This is a genomic window from Candidatus Hydrogenedentota bacterium (genome assembly GCA_016791475.1).
Lineage (GTDB): Bacteria > Hydrogenedentota > Hydrogenedentia > Hydrogenedentales > JAEUWI01 > JAEUWI01.
The window spans coordinates 1-21,816 of record JAEUWI010000031.1 but is presented as its reverse complement, the minus strand read 5'-3'; the positions used below and the strand labels follow the sequence as shown (position 1 = coordinate 21,816).

Below are 21,816 nucleotides of genomic sequence, written 5' to 3'. Positions count from 1 at the left end.
TATCCGCCCTCTCGATGTGTCGTCAATCGCGGTGCGCCGTCTCCAGCACTCGCCGGATGGCCATGGTCAATTGAGAGGCCAGCACGGGCTTGGGCACGATTTCCTCGATGCCCGCCTCGCGCGCGGTCTCTTCACTGATTTCGCTGCTGAATCCCGTAAAAAGAATAATGGGGATATCGGGCCGAACTTTACGCAGACGCCGGGCCAGGGAATCCCCCGTCATGCCGGGCATGTGCTGGTCGGTGATTACCAGATCGTAGGCCGATGGATCGCGCTTGAAATCCGCCAGCGCCACCTGTGGCTCGCCCGTACTGTGGACCCGGTATCCCAGCGGCGTCAGGGACCGCTGGCAAAAACGGCGGATGGCCCGTTCATCGTCCACCACCAGAATGGACTCCCGCCCGGTGGCCGGCGAATCAACCGAGTCCGCCTCGGCGTGATCGGTGGTGGCAATGCGGGGAAGGTACGTGTGGAACTCGGTGCCGTGGCCGAGAACGCTGTCGACGAAGACCGCGCCACCATGGTCGGCCACAATGCCGTAGACCATGGCGAGTCCCATCCCGGTGCCCTCGCCGGGCCCCTTGGTCGTGTAGAAGGGATCGAATATCCGGCGCATATGGACGGGCTCAATACCCCGCCCCTTGTCGGCCACGGTAAGCTTCACATAGGGGCCGGGGTGCAGTTTGGGGTGGGCGGCGGCGAAGCGGCGGGTGATTTCCACATTTTCGAGCCGGACCTCCAGGGTGCCGCCCTTCTCGGACATGGCCTGAACACCGTTGGTGCAATAGTTCATGACGACCTGATGCATCTGGGTGGGATTGGCCCGCACCATGCCGGTGTCGGTATCCACATTGTCGATAATATTGATCGATGTGGGAATGGACGCGCGCAGGAGTCCCAGGGCTTCGCGCACCACGGCGTGAAGGTACACGGGGGTATGCTCCTCCCCGGTCTGCCGACTGAAGGCGAGGATCTGCTTGACCAGATCCTTTGCGCGGTGGGCGGCGCGGAGGGACTCCTCCAGGTCTTCGACAACATCGGGCGGCCCGGTCAGCTCCTGAATCGACATGTCGGTGAGGCCGATAATGGCGGCGAGGATGTTATTGAAGTCGTGGGCGATGCCGCCGGCGAGCACGCCGAGACTCTCCAGCCGTTTGGAATGCTGGAGCTCCTGCTCCATGATCCGTTCCTCCTGCTCGGCCCGCACGCGGTCGGTTACATCCTTAACGGTGCCGCAGATGCTCATGGGCTCGCCGGACTCCCCCGGCACCACAATGCCGAGGTCCTCCACATGGCGGTATTCGCCCGAGGTGTGGCGAATCCGGTACTGCATGTGGAACTCACCGAGGGTGGATGCGGCCTTCGCGATGCGATGGAGCAGTTCTTTTCGATCGTCGGGGTGTATGAGCGCGAGACAGGCTTCCCGGTTCATGGATTCCATGACGTCAATAGACAGCCCGGTTATCTGGAGACTGGCCCCGCTCAGGCGGAGTTTGTCCGTCGGGATCGTGTACTCGTACATGACTTGACCGGTCTGCATGGCGTAGGTGCGGTAGACATCGTCGAGATCGCTGCCGGGCGCGCCGGCTTCGCCCCGCGCCCGGAAATGCACCACAAAAATGATGTAGGGCTGGCGGGAAAAGGAGAAGTGCCGCGCTGTGATTGCGGCGGGGAGCTTCTGTCCGTCGCGGGTGACCAGAATGGTTTCGATGTAGAATTGCTTCTCCACCGCCAGCGTGCGCAGACGCGCGTTCATCGCCTTGATATGATGGGGGTCCACTAGATCTTTGGGGAGCATGGCGAGTATCTCTTCGCGCGGATAGTTCAGGGCGTGGCAGAGTTGGCTGTTCACCTCAATGATCTGGTCGCCCTCTTTGTCGCCGCCCAGGGCGACCGTGCAAACTCCGTCGATGCAGGCGTTGAAGAGCAGGCGGAAGCGCTCATCGCTTTCGTAGAGATCGTGGCTCCGCTCCTCCACGACGGCCGCCAGCACGCGATTGGCCTGCTGCAATTCCGGGGCGCGGCTCGTCATGGCCAGCATACGGGCGACACGCCTGGAAAGTTCCGCCGGGCGAATGGGCCGAAGAATAAAATCGTCGCGGGCATTCCCGAACAGGGCGTCCCGGGCACCGGGATCGGACCCGCGCCCAAGTACCCAGAGCACGGGATGGGTTGATCGGGCCTCGCGGAGCTTTTCCGCCAGTGATTCCGGTGAATGGGGGGCCCCATAGAAGTCCTCGTCGATAACCAGACACTGGCGCGCATCGCTTTGCGCGCGCGCCAGCAGCGCCTCCGTCGAGGTGACCGCCAGGACGAGGGTGTCGGGCAATTGGGCCTCCAGAATGCGCTGGAGGCTGTTTCGCCGCCCCCCTTTTCCTTCGGCGACAATGACGGCTGGCTGTTCCATGGACACTCCCGAGACCTGCCCGGCCTCCACGCGCTATTGCGCGGGCCGACGCTGAACCTGAAGCGCTAGTGTAGCAACGCCGGCACCCGGATTTCAGTTTTTGCCACCGCGCGGGGGTCGTGATGTTGCCGCCGCGCCTGTGCTATAATGCGTCAGGCAGAAGCTGAGTCGAAACGTGCGCAACGTGCATTTCACCTTAAGGAGTAAATCGATGCCCCCGATATATGATCCCGAACAAGTCCGTCCGATGTGGGAAGAACTGGCCAATGTGGGTGTACGCCCCCTGACCACGCCCGAAGCGGTTGACGAAGTGCTTACAAAGCCGACCGGCACGGTTCTGTGTGTTGTGAATTCCGTGTGTGGCTGTGCCGCGGGCGGTGCCCGTCCGGGGGTGACCCTGGCGCTCCAGGGCGATCTGATTCCCGACGAGCTCGTCACGGTCTTTGCCGGCATGGACCAGGAAGCGGTGGCCCAGGCGCGCGGCTACATGACGGGCATCGCCCCGTCCTCGCCCTGCATCGCCCTTTTCAAGGATGGCGCCCCGATACACGTGCTGGAACGCCGCCACATCGAACGCATGAACGCCATGGACATCGTGAACAACCTGACCGAGGTGTTCAAGCAGACCTGCACCCGCAAGGGACCATCCGTGCCGCCGGAAGTATTCGACGCCAATGAGCACGTGGAAATCTGCGGCTCCTCCATCAGCCCCTATCAGGGCAACTAATCCCCCCGGCCCCAGCCGGTGCATACGCCTGAAAGTATTCGCGCGGTTGTGGCTTGCTCACAACCGCGCATTTTTGTTGCCCCGCCATCAACGCTCCACGGGAAGTACCCAATATGAAATCGAGTTCCGCGAATCTGTTTCGGGCCGCCTGTATTTTGTGTGGCCTGGCCGTTGCGCTGGGCGCCTTTGGCGCCCATGGACTTAAGGAACGGCTTACACCGGAAATGCTGGCCATTTTTGAGGTGGGCGTGCGCTACCAGTTCTACCATGGGCTGGCGCTGCTGGCCCTGACCCTGGCCCCCGGACGACTCTGGGGCGGCCCCTGGGCCGGGCGCGCCGCCTGGGCCTGGATCGTGGGTATCGCGGTGTTCTCCGGGAGCCTCTACCTGCTTTCGGTAACCGGGGTTAAGTGGCTCGGCGCGATCACGCCCATCGGCGGCGTTGCGTTTATCCTGGGGTGGATTTTCGCCATGCTGGGCGCGCGCCAGCTCAGCGCGGAGTGAGGGCCCGCCTTAGCTTTTCGAATCGCGCAGCACGACCAGGAACATCTTGAGGGGCGTGGTGGCCGTGATGCTGTGGCGCAGGTTGGGCGCCATGCGGATCCAGTCCCCCGCTCCAACATGGTGGGCATCATCGTTCAAGGTGATGTCGGCCTCCCCTTCCAGTATCTGAAGCAGTGCCTCCATGGTGGTGGTGTGCTCGGACATTTCCTGTCCCGCGCTCAACCCAAAGAGCGTGGCGCGGAGGTGTTCGTCGGTGGAGACGGGTTTGCTGAGGATGCCGTCTTCGGGAATGGTGACCTGCGCGGCCAGCGATTTGATCAGGGTGTAGGGTTCGTTCATGGTCCTTGCTCCTTCCGGTGTGCCTGCCGGACGCTTCCGGCTGTTTTGATTCATTTATTATACATCTTTACTAACCCCGCGCAACCAGCGCTTATTCCCGGCGTCCATCCCGGCCTGGTAGACCTTTCTCGCACCCTGTGGTATATTCAGCGCCGTGCCTGTGAAGTGCGGGCCCTGGGATGAGAGAGGAATCGGGCATGTCGGGATTGCATCCAGCGGATCTGGCGGTTTTGGTGGTCTATCTGGTCGGTGTTACCGTGCTCGGAATCTGGGCGGGCCGTGGGAGCAAATCGACGGGCGAGTTTTTCATGCCGCGTAAGTTCGGCAAGGCGATGATGCTGATGAATGCTTTCGGCACCGGCACCGCCTCGGATCAGGCGGTGAGCGTGGCCTCGGGCACGGCGCGCACCGGCCTCTCGGGCATCTGGTACCAGTGGGCCTGGCTTTTCGTAACCCCTTTCTACTGGCTTATCGCACCGCTTTTTCGCCGCTTTCGCGCGGTAACCACGGCGGACGTTTACGCGCTGCGCTTCGACCGCGGCGTTGCGGGCCTCTTCGCTGTGGTGGGCATTTTCAGCCTGACCGTGAAAACGGGCGTGCTGCTCAAGGGAACCGGGGCACTGATTGAGGCGTGCACAGGGGAGGCGGTCAACGCCGACGCGGCGATTCTGATCACGGCCTTTCTGTTTGTGCTCTATGGCACGGCGGGCGGATTGGCGGGCGCTATCGTCACCGACGCGGTTCAGGGGACCCTGACGGTTATTTTCTCTTTCATGCTCCTGCCCTTTGTGATGCACGCGGCGGGAGGAATCGAAGGCATCAAGACCACCATCAACGACCCGAACATGCTTTCCCTCGTGGCCCCCGGCAAGGTAACCCTCTTTTTCGTTGTGATGATGGGAATCCAGGCCTTGGTCGGAATCGTGGCGCAACCGTTTATCATGGGTATCTGCGGCTCGGGAAAGACGGAATATGAAGGCCGCGTCGGTATGATGTTCGGCAACTTCCTGAAACGCGCCTGCACCATCGCTTGGTGCGTTACGGCCATCGCGGGCGTGGCCTGGTACATGAACAATGGCACGGCGCTGAAAGACATCGATGCGGACAAGCTCTACGGCAATCTGGCCCAGGCTTTTCTGCCGGAGTTGCTGCCGGGCGCGTTGGGACTCTTTGTCGCGGCAATGCTGGCGGGGGTCATGAGTTCCTGCGATGCCTATATGCTCTCCAGCGCGGCGCTCTTCACACAAAACATCTACCGGCCACTTGTTACGGGGCGCGACGACGCACACTATCTCCTCGTCGGTCGCATCACCAGCGTCATCGTGGTCGTTGGCGGCATATTGTTCGCCTTCTGGGTGCCCAACGTCATCAAGGCGCTGGAAATCTGGTTCATGATCGCGCCCATGATGGGCATTGCCTTCTGGATAGGCCTGGTCTGGCGTCCCTTCACCGCGGCGGGCGCCTGGGCCAGCACGCTCACGGGCTTTACGGTCTGGTGGCTCACCACCCTGCCGGGGGTGGTCGCCTGGGCGGAAGCCCTGCCACAGGCCGAGGGCTGGCGCATTATCTGGGTGGAGAATGGCAAGGCCGGCATCTATCTGCCGTGGCAGATTCTGGCGTATATGTCCGCCGCAACAGCCGTCGGGTTCGTTGCGAGCGCACTTTCAACCCCCGTCGATCCCGAGCGCCTTGATCGCTTCCACCGCTTGATACGAACCCCCGTGCAACCGGGGGAACGAATTTTGACCGCGTGCGCGGTTCCGGTCGAGTCGGAAGGCGGCGAGCGTGCCGTGCTGTATCGCGGTTACGGCTTCGATCTGCCCGTGCCGAGTCGGGAGTCGGTGGTGGGCTTTGTTGTGGGGTGGGCCTGCGTGGGCGCCATGATCCTGGGCTTCTGGTACATGTGGCAGTGATTCGAGCCGCCTTTTCGGCGTGATCTATTCGCATTTGCTTTCGGTGGCGGCATTTCCCTATAATCCCGGTAGGAAAACTATGCCATGTTCTCTTCCAAAGCGCGCTATGGACTCCGGGCGATGGCCGTACTTGCACAACACTTTGCCGAAGACACCTACGTCACCGTGGACGATATTGTCGCGGTGGAGCCAATTCCACCGAAGTTTCTCGAGAGCATATTGACGGAGCTTCGGAAGGAAGGGCTGTTGTTGAGTCGGCGGGGCCCGGCGGGTGGCTACCGGCTGGCCCGTGCACCCGAGGCAATCTCGCTGGCGGCGGTCGTACGCACGCTGGACGGCGCCTTCGCTCCGACGACCTGCGCACGGCTGCGCAATCCGGTGTGCTGCGAAGGTTGCGTGGACATGGAAAGCTGCGCGATACGTCCCTTTGCCCGGCGCGTGCGCGATGAGATGGCGAAGGTGCTGGAGGGACAAACGATCAATGATCTTGCAATGGACGAGGCCCACAAAGGCCAATCCGCCCGCGGCACCGCGGGAATCTAGGTCCGCTTTTATCAACCGAGTCTCCGTGACCCCGATGGGGTCGATTGGAAAACCCACGAGGGTATCCAGGCATAATGAATTTCCCGAACCCTTTCTTCGATGGGCCGCCGGTCCCGTTTACTTCTTCCTCGAAGACTTTGGGGAGGAACTGAGCCATGGGATGGGAAGCTCTGCTTACGGTTGTTGTGGTGATCGGTGTGCTCACGGCCCTGATCCGGAATACCGCGTCGCCGGTGGTGGTGATGTTCTCCGCCATCGGCGTGCTGATGACGGCGCAGGCGCTCACGGGCACGGATAAACTTCCGACGGCGGATGACGCCGTGGCGGGCTTTGGCAATTCGGGCCTGATGACCGTTGGCTTTCTCTTTGTGGTGGTTGCGGGCCTGGTCGCGACCGGGGCGCTGGACCGGCTGGTGAGTCCCTTGCTCGGCCATCCCCGCACCGTGCTGCAGGCGCAACTGCGCCTCCTCCCCATGGTTTCCGGACTGAGCGGCTTTCTAAACAACACGCCGCTGGTGGCGATGTTCATCCCCATCGTAAAGGACTTGAGCAAGCGCACGGGAATCCCCGCCTCCAAGCTGCTACTTCCCCTTTCCTATGCCACAATCTTCGGCGGCACCTGCACAATCATTGGAACGAGCACAAACCTGGTAGTCAATGGCCTGGTGGCCGCGTACCCCGGCGATCTTACCCCCATCGGCTTTTTCGAAATAGGCTGGGTGGGCGTGCCGGTGGCGGTAGTCGGACTCATCTACGTTTTCTTTGTGTCGGATCGGATGCTCCCCGCCCGAGAATCGGTGATCAACGTGAGCGACGAATCAAGACGCTACACGGCGGAGGTGATGGTTGCGGCGGGCGGCCCGATGGTTGGGAAGACGATTGAAAAGGCGGGACTGCGCCATCTGCCGGGACTTTATCTGGCGGAGATTCAACGGGGCGGTCGAATTCTCCCGGCCGTGGGCCCGGAGGAGGTGCTGGAGGCCAATGACGGCCTCGTATTTGTCGGCATTCTCGATTCCGTAACGGATCTCCACCGGATGCCGGGAATCCTCCCTGCGACCAAGGAAATCTTCAAGCTCCAGGCGCCGCGCGACCAGCGCTGCCTCGTGGAGGCGGTGATCGCGCCTTCATGCCCGCTGGTCGGCAAGAGCATTCGAGAGGGGCGATTTCGCGAACACTATGAGGCGGCGGTGCTGGCGGTGGCCCGTGGCGGCGACCGGCTTCAGGGCCGGCTGGGCGATATTGTGCTGGAGGCGGGGGATACCCTGTTGCTGGAGAGCCATGCGTCTTTCCCCGAGCGCCACGGCAACACACGCGATTTCTATCTTGTCAGCAGCATTGAAGACTCCGTGCCGCGCCGCCACCATCGGGCGTGGATCGCCATCGCCATACTGATAGGCATGATTGGACTTGCCTCCTTCGAGCTCATGTCCATGTTGAACGCATCCTTGATCGCGGCGGGACTGATGCTCTTCACCGGGTGCTGCACGGGAGAGGAAGCCCGGCGGAGCATTGAGTGGTCGGTGCTGCTGGTAATCGGCGCGGCGTTGGGACTGGGGCTGGCCCTTGAACAGAGCGGCGCGGCCCGGACCATGGCCGAGTATCTGATCGGACTGGCGGGCGGCTCCCCCTGGATGGTGCTCTTCATTGTCGTTGCCGTAACGTCCGTCATCACGGAATTGATCACCAACAACGCCGCCGCCGTGCTGGTTTTCCCAATTACGATGTCCGCAGTGGAAACGCTGGACGTCAATCCGACCCCTTTCATCGTGGCCATCATGCTGGCGGCCTCGGCCAGCTTCGCGACTCCCTTTGGCTATCAGACGAACCTCATGGTCTATGGCCCCGGCGGCTACTGCTTTTCGGATTATCTGAAGCTGGGTGTTCCGCTGAACCTTCTGGTGCTGATTGTAGTCACGGCGATTGCCCCGCTGGTATGGGGTTTCTAGCGGGCCTCTGCTAAGATAAGCGCCATGAACGCACCGCGCCTGAACATCTCCCCCTTTCTCGCCGAGCACATGGCCTATGCCAAATTTGCCCGGCGGCCCGTACGGGTACTGATTCTGGAGAGCCACTACTGGATCGACCAGGCCTGCGCTTCGGCGGCGGAGCGACTCGGGTGGCAGGTGGCAAAGGCGCAGGTCACGATGCAGGGGCATATGTCGCGTGAGCTGCTTCAGGGCTTCTTTCAAACGCTCGTGGAAGTGCGTCCCGATTTCATTCTCTCCATCAACCTCAGCGGCATGGATGTCGATGGTATGCTGGCGCGCTTTTTTGCGGACCTTAAGGTGCCGCACGCCACCTGGTTTGTGGATGATCCGCGGACCATCCTGATGGGCCGTTCGGATTTTGCGTCGGACTATGCCGTGGCGCTGACCTGGGAGGCCGCGTATAGCGACTATCTGTCGAAGTGTGGCTTTGCCGCCGTAAAGACCCTGCCCCTGGCGCTGGACGAGAGCGTGTTTCTGATTCCGTCGGCAGCGGAGTCGAGTCATCCCCCGGCTTTTGTCGCCCATTCCATGGTGGACTACGCGGAACGCGAGTGGGAGGCGGTGCGGGCGCGTCCCGCCCTTCTGGCTGCGGTAAATCAGGCCTTCGCTGAGGAGCGGGTGAATCGCACGTTTTTTGCCGCGGGTGTGGAGGCTGTGCTGGGCCCTCATGCGGCGTCTTTTGACGCGGAAGACCTGCGTCGCGCGGAACTGGTGTTCTTCATCGAAGGGACCCGCCGACTTCGGAGAGACTTGGTACAGGCACTTGCTCCCGAGGGCCTGGTGGTGCGCGGTGACGAGGATTGGCGGGCCGTCACGATGAACTGGGGTCCGGGACTTGGCTACAACGAGGAGCTGGCCCCCTTCTATCGCGACTGCAGGGTCAATCTGAATTCCACGAGCATCCAGATGACCTCGGCAGTCAATCAGCGCGTCTTTGACTGTCCTGGTGCCGGTGGGTTCCTGCTGACCGACAATCAGGCGTCACTGGCGGAGCTGTTTGATGTGGAAAGCGAGGTGGCGGTGTACAACACGCTGGAGGAGGCCCGGGAGCAGTTGCGATGGTTTGCCGGGCGGCCCGAGGCGCGAAAAGAGATTGTGGCGCGGGCGAGAAAGCGGATTCTCGGGGAGCATACGTACCGGCATCGGCTGGAGGAGATAGCGGGCTTGCTTAAGGGCATCTATGGGGAGTAAGAGCGCCGTAGCTGGTCGCGTTCTTATGGATTTAGCTCTTCGCCGCCGGGAATCCCGCGCTGGCCAGGAAAGCTTCCCATCCCGGTCGATACACGGACTCTGATATGACGAAGCCCAGATTGTGGTCGCCCCTGATTTCGAGAAAGGTCTTGGGCTCAGGGGCCAGCTCAAACAGGCGTTGACCATGCTCAAACGGGATGACCTCGTCATCCGGGCTGTGAATGACCAACAGGGGGCTGGTGAACTTCGCCATCTTGTTTTTGTTTTCAAAGCGATGGCGAATGAGCCAGGTGAGGCGACCGACTATGGCCATCTTCTTTGCCACATCGGGCACAGAGAGAAAGGCGCTTTCGAGGACGACGGCGCCGGGCGTGACGGACTGGGCCAATTCCGCCGTAGGCGCGGCTCCGAGTGATCGGCCGAAGAGCACTATCTCTTTTTCGGGAATGTGTTTAGCTGTGACGAGATAGTTCCACATGGCCCGGATATCGGCATAGCAACGAGTTTCAGACGGGGTGCCGGTGCTGTAACCATAGCCGCCGTAGTCGTAGGCGAGTACAGAAAATCCCATGCTGCGAAGGAGGCCGATGGATTCGAGTCGCCCGGAGAGATTGCCCGCGTTGCCATGAGAAAAAAGAACCACCCCCCGATGATTCTGCAGTGGGACGTACCAGGCGTGGGTCTCATAGCCCGACACCGGCAGCCGGATCTCTTCAAAATCCAGTCCCGCATCGCCGGGGTCGCGCTCCACCTCGCGCGTGCCGAGGAAGATGATTTTCCCCTGGGCGAAGTACAGTCCAGCGCTGAACAGCACCAGGGCAATGAGCGCAAGGTAAATCAGCTTTGCGAGCAGGAGAATCATGCGACGATGTCCGAAAGCCATGGCGGATCAGCGCTCCCTGTTCCACGCGGGATCCTGCAAAATGCAGGCGCGTCAATGGGCCTCTTCACGCGGCCCGATCGGTATCGGCGTTGTGCTCATCAAGAAAGCGATTGAGTCGATCCACGATGGGCTCTACTTCCATCAGTCCCATTAGGTCCTTGCGGAGGTTGGCGATATTGGGCACGTTCTTGAGGTAACCGGCATAGTGGCGGCGGAAGGCCGGCACACCCCGCGCGCCGCGATAGTCCACGGAATCTTTCAGGTGGCGGATGCACATGGTGATGCGTTCCTCCAGCGTGGGCTCGGGCAAGTGTTGACCAGTATTGAGATAGTGGCGCATGTAGCGAAAGATCCAGGGGCTGTGGATGGCGCCGCGGCCAATCATCACGCCATCGACTCCGAGGTCGAAGCAGGCCTTCGCATCTTCGGGCGTGGCGATGTCTCCGTTCGCGATAAGCTGAATCTTGCTCGCTTCCTTGATGCGCGGGAGCCAGGCCCAGTCGGCGCTGCCGGTATAGCCCTGCTTCCGGGTACGGCAGTGCACGGTAAGGGCCTGCACCCCGACGGCTTCGAGCATCTGGGCGACTTCGAGAATGACGAAGCTGTTCTCGTCCCAGCCGAGGCGGGTCTTAACGGTGACGGGCAGATCGGTGCCGCGCATGACGGATTCGACGACGGCCTGAAACTTCTTCAGGTCACGCAGGAGTCCCGCGCCGTCGCCGCGCATGGCGATCTTCTTCACCCAGCAACCGCAGTTGATATCGATCCAGTCGGGACCGGCCGCCTGGGCGATGGCCGCCGCCTGCTCCAGGGACTCTTCCCCGCTGCCATAGAGCTGGATCGCTACGGGGCGCTCGCCCTCATGCACTTCCATTTTCTCCATGGTCGACTTCACATTGCGAATAATCGCTTCGCAATTGGCGAACTCGGTAAAAACAAGGTCCGCGCCCTGTTCCTTGCAGATTCGGCGGAAGGGCACGTCGGAGACGTCCTCCATGGGCGCGAGGCAAAGGGGCTTGTCGATGTCGATGGGACCGATTTTCATGGCGATTACTTGGGGTTAAGTGCGGTTTGCTGGCGGCTGCGTGAGGAAATTATAGCAGAAAGCCCGGCGAAGTTGACAGTGGGCAAATTGGATCGATACGACGGATAGGTCCGATAGGACCGATTTGCTCTATCGGTCCTATCCGTCGTATCTGTCCTACTTTGCCTTGCCGGCGGGCTGGCTCACCTCAATCGCCCTCCCTCGCCAGCGTTGCTGGATCGTGCCCAGCGGCACTTCGCCGCGACCGGAGCCAGGGTCCCAAATCTCGAATAGGTCCCCCTTGCGCCCCATGTAGGCCACGGCGTGGGCATCGGGTTCATCGCCTACATCGACGAGCAGCACGGCGGGTGGGTTGACCTTCGCCAGATCGCGGTCGAGGTGCTGGACTTTGGTAGCGTACAGTCCCAGAGCGCGGAAACCATAGACCATCTGTGCGGGTGAAGTGCCCGCCCAGGTGGTATGGAGCAACTCCACCATGCGGGCCTCGGTGGCGTCGATGCCAAAGTGACGCGCGATGTTGGCGGAGGCCGCGGCGGCGCAGGTGGAGGGATTCGACTGCAGTACGACGCCGTCCGACTCGCGAACGGTCATTTCTTCAAGATTGGGTCGAGCGCTGAAACGCGCCAGACCTTCCACGGCCACGATGGCCGCGATGCTGAAAATCAGGAGGGTCCAGCGGGAGCCGTGTCCCTGAAGGATGCCTGCCACGGTCACCGAACTCATTCCGAAGGTCACAAAGGTTAGCTTGAGCACCCACAGCGTCGCGGTGAGGTGGTACTCTATGAACACGGGAAGGGGCCAGCCGATCTGGGGCTTTCCGAGCACGGTGGAAGTGACTACGTGAACCACCACAAAAAGCAGGAGGGCGACAGGAATCAGCGGACAGTCACGAACTCTGATTCGTGCGGCAATGTCGAAGCCGCGGGCGTGCAGGCGCTTTCCGTAGAAGAAGCCCGGCAAGCTCCCCGCCGCCATGGCCAGCAGGCTTAGCCAGAGTGGAATCTCAATCACGGCAGGCTCCTGGAAAGGCTAATCGGACGGATCAGACCGATCAGACGGATCGGAGCAATCCTTCGAATTCGTTGTCAGTTGTCCATAGTCGTGGCTTCTCGATCGCGCACGCCAATCAGGTAGAGAATTCCGTCGAGCCCCACCGTGCTCAGGGCGTGTTTCGCGCTCTGGACCACCAACGGCTTAGCCCGGAATGCGATGCCCAGACCGGCAAGGCGCAGCATGGGCAGGTCATTCGCCCCGTCGCCCACGGCAACCACCTGCCGGAGACTGATACCCTCCCGGGCGGCGAGCGCCTGAAGGCACTCGGCTTTCTTCTCGCCATCCACAATCGCACCGACGACGCCGCCGGTGAGTTTGCCGTCCACGATTTCCAGTTCATTCGCGAAGACATAGTCCACGCCAAGTTTCTTCTGGAGGTACTCACCGAAGTAGGTGAAGCCGCCGGAGATAATGGCGGTCTTGTAGCCGAGTTGGTTGAGCATCTTCAGGAGGCGTTCCGCGCCGTCGGAGAGGGGCAGGCGCTCGGCGATCTCCGCCATGACGGAAACGTCCAGCCCCTTGAGCAGCGCCAGTCGCTTGCGCAGGCTTTCCTTGAAGTCCATCTCGCCGCGCATGGCCGACTCGGTGATCGCGGAGACCTCCTCCCCCACGCCGGCCGCCCGGGCGAGCTCGTCGATAACCTCCGTCTGAATCAAGGTCGAGTCCATATCGAAGGCCACCAGACGGCGATGGCGACGGTAGAGGTCGTCGGCCTGGAAGGCAATGTCGATGCCCGTATCGTGAGAAAGCTCGAGGAATCGTGCGCGGAGCGCGTCGGCGTCGTCGGCGATACCGCGTACGGACATTTCGACGCAGGCATAGGGCGTTTCGGCCTGCACTTCAAGGGGGATACGGCCCGAGAGGCGGTGGATGATGTCGATATTGAGGCCGTGCGCCGCGAGCACCTCGGTGACCGCCGCGATGTGCGACGCTTCGAGGCGCTCGCCGAGGAGCGTGATGATGTGGCGCGCCTTGCCCTGCTGCTTGACCCAGTGTTCGTATTCCTCGGGGGAGATAGGGTCGAACTGAATGTGAATGCCCAGCTCATGGGCCTTGAAGAGAAGATCCTTGAGAATGGGTGACGAATGGGCCGCCTCCGGAACGCGCACGAGCATACCCAGGGAGAGCATCTTGTGGATGACCGCCTGGCCAATGTCGAGGATGGTCACGTCATAGGCCGCGAGAATGGTGCTGAGGGAATGGGTTACGCCGGGACGATCCACGCCGTTGACGCTGATCAGGAATATTTCGTGCATGCGTTGCCTTCGCGCTGGAGATTTGGAGGTGGGTTGCAACCCCTATGCTACGCGGGAAGGCCCGAATATTGCAAGAATCTGGGCGATTAGAGCCCTTTCATGGCGGCCTGGAGCTGCCTGTACAATTCCGGAAGCCATGCGGGAGCGCCCGCCACTTGCGGCTGGTTGAGGCGGAGATCGCATGGGGCGATTATCACGCGAAACTTTTCTATGCCACAATCCAGCGCGAGGATGAATAACTCTTCAATGGCGGTGTCCCCCATCGCCAGGCACCCGACGGACGCCGTTCCGCCGTGAATGTAGATGTCGCTGCCCGCGTCCCGTCGTCCATCGGCGGCGGCTTTCTGGAGGTCGAAGTTGTTGGGGTAGTTCAGGCGCAGGGATACGTGGTAGTTGCTGTTGGGGTTGACGCCCTCGATCCGATAGACACCCTCGGGCACCTGGCGGTCCCCCTCGCGCAACTTGGGCCCCAATTCGCCGCTCAGCCCCAGCACCGGATAGGTGGCGATAACCCGCTGCACGCCGGACGCATCGGCGCCGTGAAGGGTGAGCGTATGGACGTCTTTATAGGCCACCAGCACCACGGCGTTTGGCGGATACGCAACACCCGCCGCTTCGAAGGCGGGTCTCATCCGCGCCCGCGCTGCATCGCCAAACTCCGCCTGGTGATCGCCGACGGTCTTTCTACCCGACATATGTTGCACGATGCTTTCCCTGTGTTGAAGTAGAACCCCGACGTGAGCGCACCGACTGATAATCCGATGATAGTCACGTGTCCCCGCCTAAACTACAGGCCTCCATCGATACCAAATTGCTTCAGGTGGTGGACGAAATGCCGGTAGTGAAGCTTGCGCCATTCCTCCGGGCTAAGCGGACCGAAGAATGGATGAATCCGGGTGACCAGTTTGCCCGCAGTTTCGGCGGCGAAATAGGCGTCGACTGCCTCCCGCAGGGTCTCCATCGCCCCTTCCTGAAACCACTGCTCCTTCGGAATCTCTTTGGGGCGTGGCAGGCGGATATTCTGGGGAATCTCCTTGATACCGTTCAATATGAGGAACTTGATAACTGTCCGGGACATCAGGCTTCCCTTGAAGGGCAACTCCGGGCCTTCGCCCATCGTGTAGCGCAGTGCATTGGCGAGGTGGGCGATAAGCTGACCGCGTGTCAGGCTGCCCCATCGGGGTTCGGCATCGTCCCGCAGCGATTCAAGACGAGACAACAGCGCCTCGGAGAATGGGCGATCAAAAGTCTTCATAGGGAAAGCTCCTTGCGGGCAATGGGCCTCTTGGTCGGCATGGTATCAGGTCCGGGTGTGCATGGAAAAACTACACGCGACAGCTCGCGACATCATAAGCCCGAAACATCGCCCGAATAGAAGACACGCTCCTCCCCGTTGTCCAGTCGAAGCACAAGGGCTCCCTGCTCCGAATAGCCCAGGAAAATTCCCGCCGTGTGCTTCTCTCCGTCGCGAACACGCAAGGGCGTTCCCACCGCCGCGCTGCGCCGCAGGTAGGCGTCGCGAATACCGGCAAATCCCTGGCCCGCCCAGGCGTTCAGGGGCCCGACGAGTGCATCGAGCAGCCGCTGCAACACCGCCTCGGTGTCAAACGCAGACCCGGTCTCCAGTGCCATCGAGGTGGCCGGCTGCTCGATGGCTTCCGCCCCTTCCCGGCCCATATTGACGTTCAGCCCTATTCCCGCGACAATGACGGTTTTTCCGTCGACCACCACGCGTTCGCACAAAATGCCCGCGATCTTCTTAGCGCCGACCAGCACATCGTTGGGCCACTTGATGGTGGGTGCTGCATGGGCTTCCAGCGCCGCGCAGATGCCCACCGAAATCGCCTGGGCCATGGAGGGCACATATTCCTGGGCAACCGGCGCGTTCCACAAGAACGACACGGTGATGTTCTCGTTTGGCGCGGCAATCCAGCTTCGCTGCTGCCGTCCCCGTCCCGCCGTCTGGGCCCGCGCGGCGACCACGGCGCCGTGGGGCGTCTGCGGGTCGTTTTTTGCGCGTTCAATTAGATACGTATTCGTCGAAGGCAGTGAATCGTGCCACTCGACCGGCAGGAACTGAATGGTGGATGAAAAAATGGGGACTCTCCTCGCGCGTCACGGGACCGCAGTTGCACGGGCGGGATCATAGCACGATTTCACGGGGAGAAGGCGCCGCACTGCCCTGTTTCCCATTTGAAATCGAATCGGGGGCACACACGGGGCTAACAGGCTGCCCCTATGCTTTTCGTGCGGGTAGTCTGGCACCTGTGCTCTTATCGCAGGAACGCTGTATCCCCCCGGACCCCGCGAACTTTCATCGTGCAATACATCCAAAGGAGACAGTAATCATGTTGCGGAAAAAGGGTTTTACCCTGATCGAGCTGCTGGTGGTCATCGCCATCATCGGCATCCTGGCGGCCATACTGCTGCCTGCCCTGGCACGGGCCCGTGAAGCGGCCCGGCGCGCCAGTTGCCAGAATAACCTCAAGCAGATGAGTACGATCTTCTACATGTACTCTTCAGAATCCAAAGGCGAGAAGTATCCCCCCAACCACCTCTGGGACGAATTTCGCAATGGGGCTCCGCTCGTGCCGGGCCTTTCAAAATGTGATCGCCGCTACTCTTCCAAGTTTCAGCAGTGCCCGGACGGCCCGTCGATCTATCCCGAATACATGACGGACGTGCTGATCTGGCGCTGCCCCTCGGATGCCGACGGCGACGACTGGTATGACGGCCGCTTCAACCTGAACAACGACCCGAAACAGGGCATCGACGCCTGCGATCTCGAGAACAAATCGTATCTGTACTATGCCTGGTACTGGCCGGACGAATTGCTGCTGAATGACCCGTCCCGCGTCAACGCGGGCGACTTCAACGCGAGTCCCACCACCGGCGACTTCAATCCCGCGTTCACGCTGGCCATGAAGAACTTCATCCTCACCAATATCCAGACCAACTGGGGTGTGAACAACGACCCTGCCTACATCAGTCAGGAATTTGGCGGCTCCAAGTTGATCCGCCAGGGCTTTGAGCGCTTCTTCATCACGGACATCAACAATCCCGGCGGCAGCGCCGAGGCGGCGAGCACCATTTTTGTGATGTGGGACGACTCTGAAAACTCCAACAACATGAACCACAAGCCGGGCGGCGGCAACGTGCTCTACCTGGACGGCCATGTGGAGTTCATCAAGTATCCCGGCAAATCCCCCCTTTCCAAGGCGTATACGGAATTTCAGTACAACTACGACGAAACGGCCGGACCCTTCGGCTGGCTGCAGTAAACCGCGCAACACCGGGGACGGTCCTTCGCGGACCGTCCCCGGTAATCTATTGACAGGCTTGTCAGAAGACTGGCCTATCGTGCTATTATGATTCCGGTGCCTGAAGGGGTGTTGTTGGGGACACGATGTGCAGGCGCCGGGTCCGCCCGTGGCCGCTTCGATATGCCGAGGGGCCGCGCCCCACACCGCGTGCAAAAGGACCGGGCACGCCCCATTTTGAGGAGAATACACCATGGCTGGAAAGAAAGACATCGTGCGCGACGTGCTGGCGCTTGCCGGGGACTTTGTTATCAAGCGCAAGGGTGAGTGGGACCACGAAGCCTGGGAGAGCTTCGTGAAGAAGGCCGGCAAGGCGGGCGTGGACACAAGCGAACTCGGTCTGGTGAAGCTGGGCGCGCTGCTGGAAGCGACGAAGAGCATCTATTGCTCCGTAGAGGAAGTCGCGCCCGTTAAAGCGGAAAAGAAGCCCAAGACCGAGAAACCCGCCAAGGCGGAGAAGGCGGACAAGCCCGCCAAGGCACCGAAGGCGCCCAAGGAACCCAAGGCAGAAAGCGACGCGCCGGCAAAACCCGCGAAGAAGAAAGCCGCCAAGACGGTTTCAGAAGACTGAGTTTCTCATCGATCTCGTCGAATAAACGACGCAGGTGTGCGGTATACGCGGTGGAGGAACGTCATCCCATGAGCCGCATCAACTACACCAACCAGGCCGTTGTACCCAGTTCAGAAGTTCATCGGGTGCCCGAAAGGGCGCCCTTTTTGCTTCGAACGAGTAAGAGCTTGTAATGGCACTGAGCAGCAGTCAAGGATTCCGCTGTCCCCAGTGCGGCGCGCGCCATGTCTGGGTGGTGGACGATTGCGACGTCTGCGGTTATCGCTCCGAAGCGTCCCTCGGCTGGGAGCGGGAGGGCAAGCGGCGGGAGCGGAACGAAGCACAAGGGTGTCTGTGGGATTGGTGGTGGAATACCTGGCTGCTTGGCGATTTGGTCGAGGTGCTGTTCTGGTTGGGCAGGGGCCTCTTCGTGGTGCTGCGGAGTATCGTGTCGCTATGGACTTGAGACGCCGTCCCGAGTGTGGTGAAAACGACGCCTCGTTCCCACGGTCCGCCGTGGGAATGCATACCGTTCCGCTTCGCGGGACAGTCATTCATGAGGCTTCGCCTCACCCGAAGTGGTTGAAAATAGTGTCGGGTTCCTACCCCCCCTACCCCCCCGCAAGCGGGGGGGGCCAAGAGGTTCACTTCGGTGAGTAGGGTTCCCCCCGCTTGCGGGGGGCCAGGGGGGTAAGCTCCCGGGTTGGCAAAGACCTTTTCGACTTTCTGATACCGCCATTCGTATATTCCCAGAGCAGACTGAGCGACATACGCCGGACTGAGTTCGAATGTTGAGTATGAAGCGACCGCGGTAACGAGACCCAAGTGTGAGGCGCCAATCGCGACGATTCCTTACACCCTTACGCGTAAATCTCGCCGCCCTTTTCCTTGAACTCCGCCGCCTTGGACTGCATGCCTTCTTCAATGGCCGCCGTCTCGTCCGCCAGGCCGAGTTTGGCGGCGTAATCACGCACCTGCTGGGTAATCTCCATGGAGCAGAACTTGGGTCCGCACATGGAGCAGAAGTGAGCGATTTTCGCGCCTTCGGCGGGCAGGGTTTCGTCGTGGAAGCTCTTGGCCTTCTCCGGGTCCAGCGACAGGTTGAACTGGTCCTCCCAGCGGAACTCGAAGCGGGCCTTGCTCAGGGCATTGTCGCGAATTTGCGCGCCGGGGTGGCCCTTGGCCAGGTCGGCGGCGTGGGCGGCGATCTTGTAGGTCACCACGCCCTCGCGGACGTCGTCTTTGTTCGGCAGGCCGAGGTGTTCCTTCGGCGTGACGTAGCAGAGCATGGCGGTGCCGTACCAGCCGATCATGGCTGCGCCAATGCCGGAGGTGATGTGGTCGTAGCCCGGCGCGATATCGGTGGTAAGCGGTCCGAGGGTGTAGAAAGGCGCTTCGCCGCACCACTCCAACTGCTTTTCCATGTTTTCCTTGATCATGTGCATGGGGACGTGGCCGGGGCCTTCGTTCATCACCTGCACATCCTTCGCCCAGGCGCGCTGTGTCAATTCGCCCTGCACCTTGAGCTCGCCAAACTGAGCTTCGTCGTTCGCGTCATAGAGCGAACCCGGACGGAGTCCGTCGCCAATGGAGAAGCTGATGTCGTAGGCCGCCATGATGTCGCAGATGTCGTCCCAGTGGGTGTAGAGGAAGTTTTCCTTGTGGTGGGCCAGGCACCACTTTGCCATGATGGATCCACCGCGGCTTACGATGCCCGTCATGCGCCTGGCGGTGAGTGGCACGAAGCGCAGCAGCACGCCGGCGTGGATCGTGAAGTAGTCCACGCCCTGCTCCGCCTGCTCGATGAGCGTGTCGCGGAAGAGGTCCCACGTGAGATCTTCCGGCACGCCCCCAACCTTCTCCAGGGCCTGGTAGATCGGCACGGTGCCAATGGGCACGGGCGAATTGCGCAGGATCCATTCCCGGGTCTCGTGGATGTTCTTGCCGGTGCTCAGGTCCATCACGGTGTCCGTGCCCCAGCGGATGGACCACACCATCTTCTCCACCTCTTCTTCGATGGAGCTGGTGACGGCGGAGTTGCCGATATTCGCGTTGATCTTCACCAGGAAATTGCGCCCGATGATCATGGGTTCCAGCTCGGGGTGGTTGATGTTCGCGGGGATGATGGCGCGGCCCCGGGCCACTTCATCGCGCACGAATTCCGGCGTGATGGCCTTGGGCGTGTTCGCGCCCCAGTTCTGGCCGGGGTGCTGCTCCTTGAGCATCTCCAGCGCCAGCTCGTGGCGCTCGTTCTCGCGAATCGCGATGTATTCCATCTCCGGCGTGATGATGCCGCGCCGGGCATAGTGCATCTGGGTGACGCACTGGCCCGCCTTCGCCCGCAGCGGCTTGCGCGAGCGATGGAAGCGCAGGTTCTCCAGCGCGGGGTCCTGTTCGCGCTTCAGGCCGTAGAGGCTCGTGATGGAGGGCAACTCCTCCACATCGCCGCGCTCCAGGATCCACTTCAGGCGAACGGGGTCGAGGCCCTTGCGGACGTCGATGTCGATCTCGGGATCGGAGTAGGGCCCGGAGGTGTCATAGACCGTCACGGGCGGGTTGATGCCCGCCACGCCGTTGTTGCGCCCCGCCTGCGTGGGCGACAGCGTGATTTCGCGCATGGGCACCCGAATCGACGGGTCGGAGCCTTCCACATAGATCTTTTTCGAGTTCGGGAAGGGCTTGCGCGTGATGCGGGCTTCTTCCTGGCCTTCGGCGAAAACCTGGTAGTCAGTGGGCGAAACAGCCATGGGGGGAACCTCCGGATTCGGGTATGCGTAAACGCTACAGGGCGGCTGAGTTAGCGGCCGACGGGCGTGTGTATGTGTAAAGGGAACAGGTGGTCTGGACAGGGTATTCCACCGCTGCCCAGCCTGGGACCCTAATGATGGCACTCGGCGGGCGGGAGAGTCAATGTTTATGGGGATTTTGAAGGGTGCCCCTCGTTCCCAAGCGGAGCTCTTGTCATTATCCACAAGGTCTTAAGGATACGACACTGCAGCAGAATACAGGAGTGCATCGGATTAGCCACGAAGTGGCGGCATATCGTCGTTCGCCGCGGCGAATGGAGCGAGGTACGAGCGGAACCCTGGGTTACCGGACCCCAAAACATTGAATCCCGAAGGGATGGCACAGTAGACCGGGGATGGATTTCCCGCTTCTTCTATGCCGCCCCGCTGGGGCTAATGAAATTTCTCCACAATACCCAGGGCTTCGCTCGTGCCTCGCTCCATTCGCCGCGGCGAACGACGATATGACGTCCCTTCGGGACTAAAACAATAGACTCCTATCTCGCGAAACATATGGGCAAAGACAAGAGCTCAGCTTGGGAACGAGCCTAAAACGACAGAAACTTCAATATCCAGGGACCATTGTAAGGACTTGACCTCAAACGGACTGGATGCAATCATAGGGGGTCTGAGGGAAATTCAACTGAATCGGGCATTACGCGGAGGTAGGGAACATGGACCAGAATCGAAGCTATGTGCGACACGCAATCCTGATGATATTGGCCGCACCGTTGGGCCCACTGCTACTCGCCTTGGGCCTCGACTATATATGGCTGGGCAAGACACTGACTGAGTCAATCCGACACTGGAGTTCTTCTGCGTTGGGGGGCTTCTTAGGAGTACTCATAGCATTCCTGATCGTCGGACTGTATCGCCGGTGGCGTCCTGGCAAGACGAAGCAGTCGCCGGAATTGGACCACAGAGCGTAACGCTTGACGATACCCTTGAAGACTCTCCGCCCGCGAATATAGTACTTTCAAAGGGGTGCGTTTAGTGTTTCAGGTGCGTAGCGTCGACCAGATTCCACGCGAGGGGTCATGATGATGTCCAACACCTTGTATATACCGGAGCTCCACAGCCGCGCCGTTACGCAGCACACGCCTCGGGTTCACGACCCGTCCCACAAGCAGCATGAAAACGACCATGGGATCCGCCGCCCCGATTTCGAAGCAGAGCTTCGGGCACTGCATTCCCAAGCGGAACTCTTGTCTTTACCCTTAAGTTGCAAACGATAGCAGTCTGAAAGAGTTTATAGAAGCTCTCTTCTTAGCCACGAAGTGGCGGCATATCGTAGCCCAGGGTGGAGCGA

General features: G+C 61.0%; 19 protein-coding genes and 1 pseudogene. 10 read left to right on the top strand and 10 right to left on the bottom strand.

Going from position 1 to position 21,816, the window contains the following annotated elements:
- Positions 1–22 precede the first annotated feature (22 nt).
- Complete coding sequence (locus JNK74_16700; GenBank protein MBL7647823.1) at positions 23–2,407, bottom strand: response regulator; 2,385 nt, start codon at positions 2,405–2,407, stop codon at positions 23–25.
- 220 nt (positions 2,408–2,627) lie between these two features.
- Here JNK74_16700 and JNK74_16695 point away from each other — a divergent pair, with 220 nt between their 5' ends.
- Positions 2,628–3,134, top strand: coding sequence for a BrxA/BrxB family bacilliredoxin (locus JNK74_16695; protein ID MBL7647822.1), 507 nt, complete (start codon positions 2,628–2,630; stop codon positions 3,132–3,134).
- Positions 3,135–3,247: 113 nt separating this feature from the next.
- Complete coding sequence (locus JNK74_16690; protein MBL7647821.1) at positions 3,248–3,637, top strand: DUF423 domain-containing protein; 390 nt, start codon at positions 3,248–3,250, stop codon at positions 3,635–3,637.
- Positions 3,638–3,646: 9 nt separating this feature from the next.
- Here JNK74_16690 and JNK74_16685 read toward each other — a convergent pair whose 3' ends face one another.
- A complete protein-coding gene (locus tag JNK74_16685) occupies positions 3,647–3,976 on the bottom strand; it encodes a cupin domain-containing protein (GenBank protein MBL7647820.1) in 330 nt (109 codons plus the stop codon).
- Positions 3,977–4,173: 197 nt separating this feature from the next.
- Between JNK74_16685 and JNK74_16680 the strand changes: the two genes are divergently transcribed.
- From JNK74_16680 to JNK74_16665, 4 genes are all read left to right on the top strand, one after another.
- Complete coding sequence (locus tag JNK74_16680; protein MBL7647819.1) at positions 4,174–5,889, top strand: sodium:solute symporter family protein; 1,716 nt, start codon at positions 4,174–4,176, stop codon at positions 5,887–5,889.
- Positions 5,890–5,973: 84 nt separating this feature from the next.
- Positions 5,974–6,432, top strand: coding sequence for an Rrf2 family transcriptional regulator (locus JNK74_16675; GenBank protein MBL7647818.1), 459 nt, complete (start codon positions 5,974–5,976; stop codon positions 6,430–6,432).
- A gap of 155 nt (positions 6,433–6,587) precedes the next feature.
- Positions 6,588–8,381 carry an SLC13 family permease gene (locus tag JNK74_16670; protein MBL7647817.1) on the top strand — a complete coding sequence of 598 codons (1,794 nt, stop codon included), beginning with the start codon at positions 6,588–6,590 and terminating at the stop codon, positions 8,379–8,381.
- Positions 8,382–8,405: 24 nt separating this feature from the next.
- A complete protein-coding gene (locus JNK74_16665; protein MBL7647816.1) occupies positions 8,406–9,614 on the top strand; it encodes a glycosyltransferase in 1,209 nt (402 codons plus the stop codon).
- A gap of 31 nt (positions 9,615–9,645) precedes the next feature.
- Here the strand turns inward: JNK74_16665 and JNK74_16660 are convergent, their stop codons facing one another.
- The 7 genes from JNK74_16660 to JNK74_16630 all read right to left on the bottom strand — a co-directional run bounded on the left by JNK74_16660 (position 9,646) and on the right by JNK74_16630 (position 15,948).
- The gene (locus JNK74_16660) at positions 9,646–10,476 is read right to left on the bottom strand and encodes an alpha/beta hydrolase (GenBank protein MBL7647815.1); all 831 of its coding nucleotides are present in this window, start codon (positions 10,474–10,476) and stop codon (positions 9,646–9,648) included.
- Positions 10,477–10,561: 85 nt separating this feature from the next.
- Positions 10,562–11,542: a tRNA dihydrouridine synthase DusB gene (gene dusB / locus JNK74_16655; GenBank protein ID MBL7647814.1), complete on the bottom strand. Its 981-nt coding sequence runs from the start codon at positions 11,540–11,542 to the stop codon at positions 10,562–10,564.
- A 156-nt stretch (positions 11,543–11,698) separates the two neighbouring features.
- Positions 11,699–12,553 carry a hypothetical protein gene (locus JNK74_16650; protein ID MBL7647813.1) on the bottom strand — a complete coding sequence of 285 codons (855 nt, stop codon included), beginning with the start codon at positions 12,551–12,553 and terminating at the stop codon, positions 11,699–11,701.
- Between the two features lie 74 nt (positions 12,554–12,627).
- On the bottom strand, positions 12,628–13,851 hold the full coding sequence (gene serB / locus JNK74_16645) for a phosphoserine phosphatase SerB (protein MBL7647812.1): 1,224 nt from the start codon (positions 13,849–13,851) through the stop codon (positions 12,628–12,630).
- An 86-nt stretch (positions 13,852–13,937) separates the two neighbouring features.
- Entirely contained in the window at positions 13,938–14,555 is a 618-nt protein-coding gene (locus tag JNK74_16640) for a L,D-transpeptidase family protein (protein ID MBL7647811.1), read from the bottom strand.
- 83 nt (positions 14,556–14,638) lie between these two features.
- Positions 14,639–15,106 carry a DUF1569 domain-containing protein gene (locus JNK74_16635; GenBank protein ID MBL7647810.1) on the bottom strand — a complete coding sequence of 156 codons (468 nt, stop codon included), beginning with the start codon at positions 15,104–15,106 and terminating at the stop codon, positions 14,639–14,641.
- Between the two features lie 92 nt (positions 15,107–15,198).
- Positions 15,199–15,948: a biotin--[acetyl-CoA-carboxylase] ligase gene (locus JNK74_16630; protein ID MBL7647809.1), complete on the bottom strand. Its 750-nt coding sequence runs from the start codon at positions 15,946–15,948 to the stop codon at positions 15,199–15,201.
- Between the two features lie 251 nt (positions 15,949–16,199).
- Here JNK74_16630 and JNK74_16625 point away from each other — a divergent pair.
- The 4 genes and pseudogenes from JNK74_16625 (at position 16,200) to JNK74_16610 (ending at position 18,187) form a co-directional block, all read left to right on the top strand.
- Positions 16,200–16,373 (top strand): annotated as a pseudogene (locus tag JNK74_16625) (type II secretion system protein).
- A 150-nt stretch (positions 16,374–16,523) separates the two neighbouring features.
- Positions 16,524–17,132 carry a hypothetical protein gene (locus tag JNK74_16620; GenBank protein MBL7647808.1) on the top strand — a complete coding sequence of 203 codons (609 nt, stop codon included), beginning with the start codon at positions 16,524–16,526 and terminating at the stop codon, positions 17,130–17,132.
- A 232-nt stretch (positions 17,133–17,364) separates the two neighbouring features.
- Positions 17,365–17,742, top strand: a complete 378-nt coding sequence (locus JNK74_16615) for a hypothetical protein (protein MBL7647807.1) — start codon at positions 17,365–17,367, stop codon at positions 17,740–17,742.
- 172 nt (positions 17,743–17,914) lie between these two features.
- Positions 17,915–18,187: a hypothetical protein gene (locus JNK74_16610; GenBank protein ID MBL7647806.1), complete on the top strand. Its 273-nt coding sequence runs from the start codon at positions 17,915–17,917 to the stop codon at positions 18,185–18,187.
- Positions 18,188–18,581: 394 nt separating this feature from the next.
- Here the strand turns inward: JNK74_16610 and thiC are convergent, their stop codons facing one another.
- A complete protein-coding gene (gene thiC, locus JNK74_16605; GenBank protein MBL7647805.1) occupies positions 18,582–20,468 on the bottom strand; it encodes a phosphomethylpyrimidine synthase ThiC in 1,887 nt (628 codons plus the stop codon).
- Positions 20,469–21,816 lie beyond the last annotated feature (1,348 nt).

Coding starts and splice junctions, on each gene's coding strand:
- JNK74_16610 (MBL7647806.1), top strand. CDS start 17,915: ATGGCACTGAGCAGCAGTCAAGGATTCCGCTGTCCCCAGTGCGGCGCG.
- JNK74_16620 (MBL7647808.1), top strand. CDS start 16,524: ATGACGGACGTGCTGATCTGGCGCTGCCCCTCGGATGCCGACGGCGAC.
- JNK74_16675 (MBL7647818.1), top strand. CDS start 5,974: ATGTTCTCTTCCAAAGCGCGCTATGGACTCCGGGCGATGGCCGTACTT.
- JNK74_16685 (MBL7647820.1), bottom strand. CDS start 3,976: ATGAACGAACCCTACACCCTGATCAAATCGCTGGCCGCGCAGGTCACC.
- JNK74_16660 (MBL7647815.1), bottom strand. CDS start 10,476: ATGATTCTCCTGCTCGCAAAGCTGATTTACCTTGCGCTCATTGCCCTG.
- JNK74_16680 (MBL7647819.1), top strand. CDS start 4,174: ATGTCGGGATTGCATCCAGCGGATCTGGCGGTTTTGGTGGTCTATCTG.
- JNK74_16615 (MBL7647807.1), top strand. CDS start 17,365: ATGGCTGGAAAGAAAGACATCGTGCGCGACGTGCTGGCGCTTGCCGGG.
- JNK74_16690 (MBL7647821.1), top strand. CDS start 3,248: ATGAAATCGAGTTCCGCGAATCTGTTTCGGGCCGCCTGTATTTTGTGT.
- thiC (MBL7647805.1), bottom strand. CDS start 20,468: ATGGCTGTTTCGCCCACTGACTACCAGGTTTTCGCCGAAGGCCAGGAA.
- serB (MBL7647812.1), bottom strand. CDS start 13,851: ATGCACGAAATATTCCTGATCAGCGTCAACGGCGTGGATCGTCCCGGC.
- dusB (MBL7647814.1), bottom strand. CDS start 11,542: ATGAAAATCGGTCCCATCGACATCGACAAGCCCCTTTGCCTCGCGCCC.
- JNK74_16635 (MBL7647810.1), bottom strand. CDS start 15,106: ATGAAGACTTTTGATCGCCCATTCTCCGAGGCGCTGTTGTCTCGTCTT.
- JNK74_16665 (MBL7647816.1), top strand. CDS start 8,406: ATGAACGCACCGCGCCTGAACATCTCCCCCTTTCTCGCCGAGCACATG.
- JNK74_16700 (MBL7647823.1), bottom strand. CDS start 2,407: ATGGAACAGCCAGCCGTCATTGTCGCCGAAGGAAAAGGGGGGCGGCGA.
- JNK74_16670 (MBL7647817.1), top strand. CDS start 6,588: ATGGGATGGGAAGCTCTGCTTACGGTTGTTGTGGTGATCGGTGTGCTC.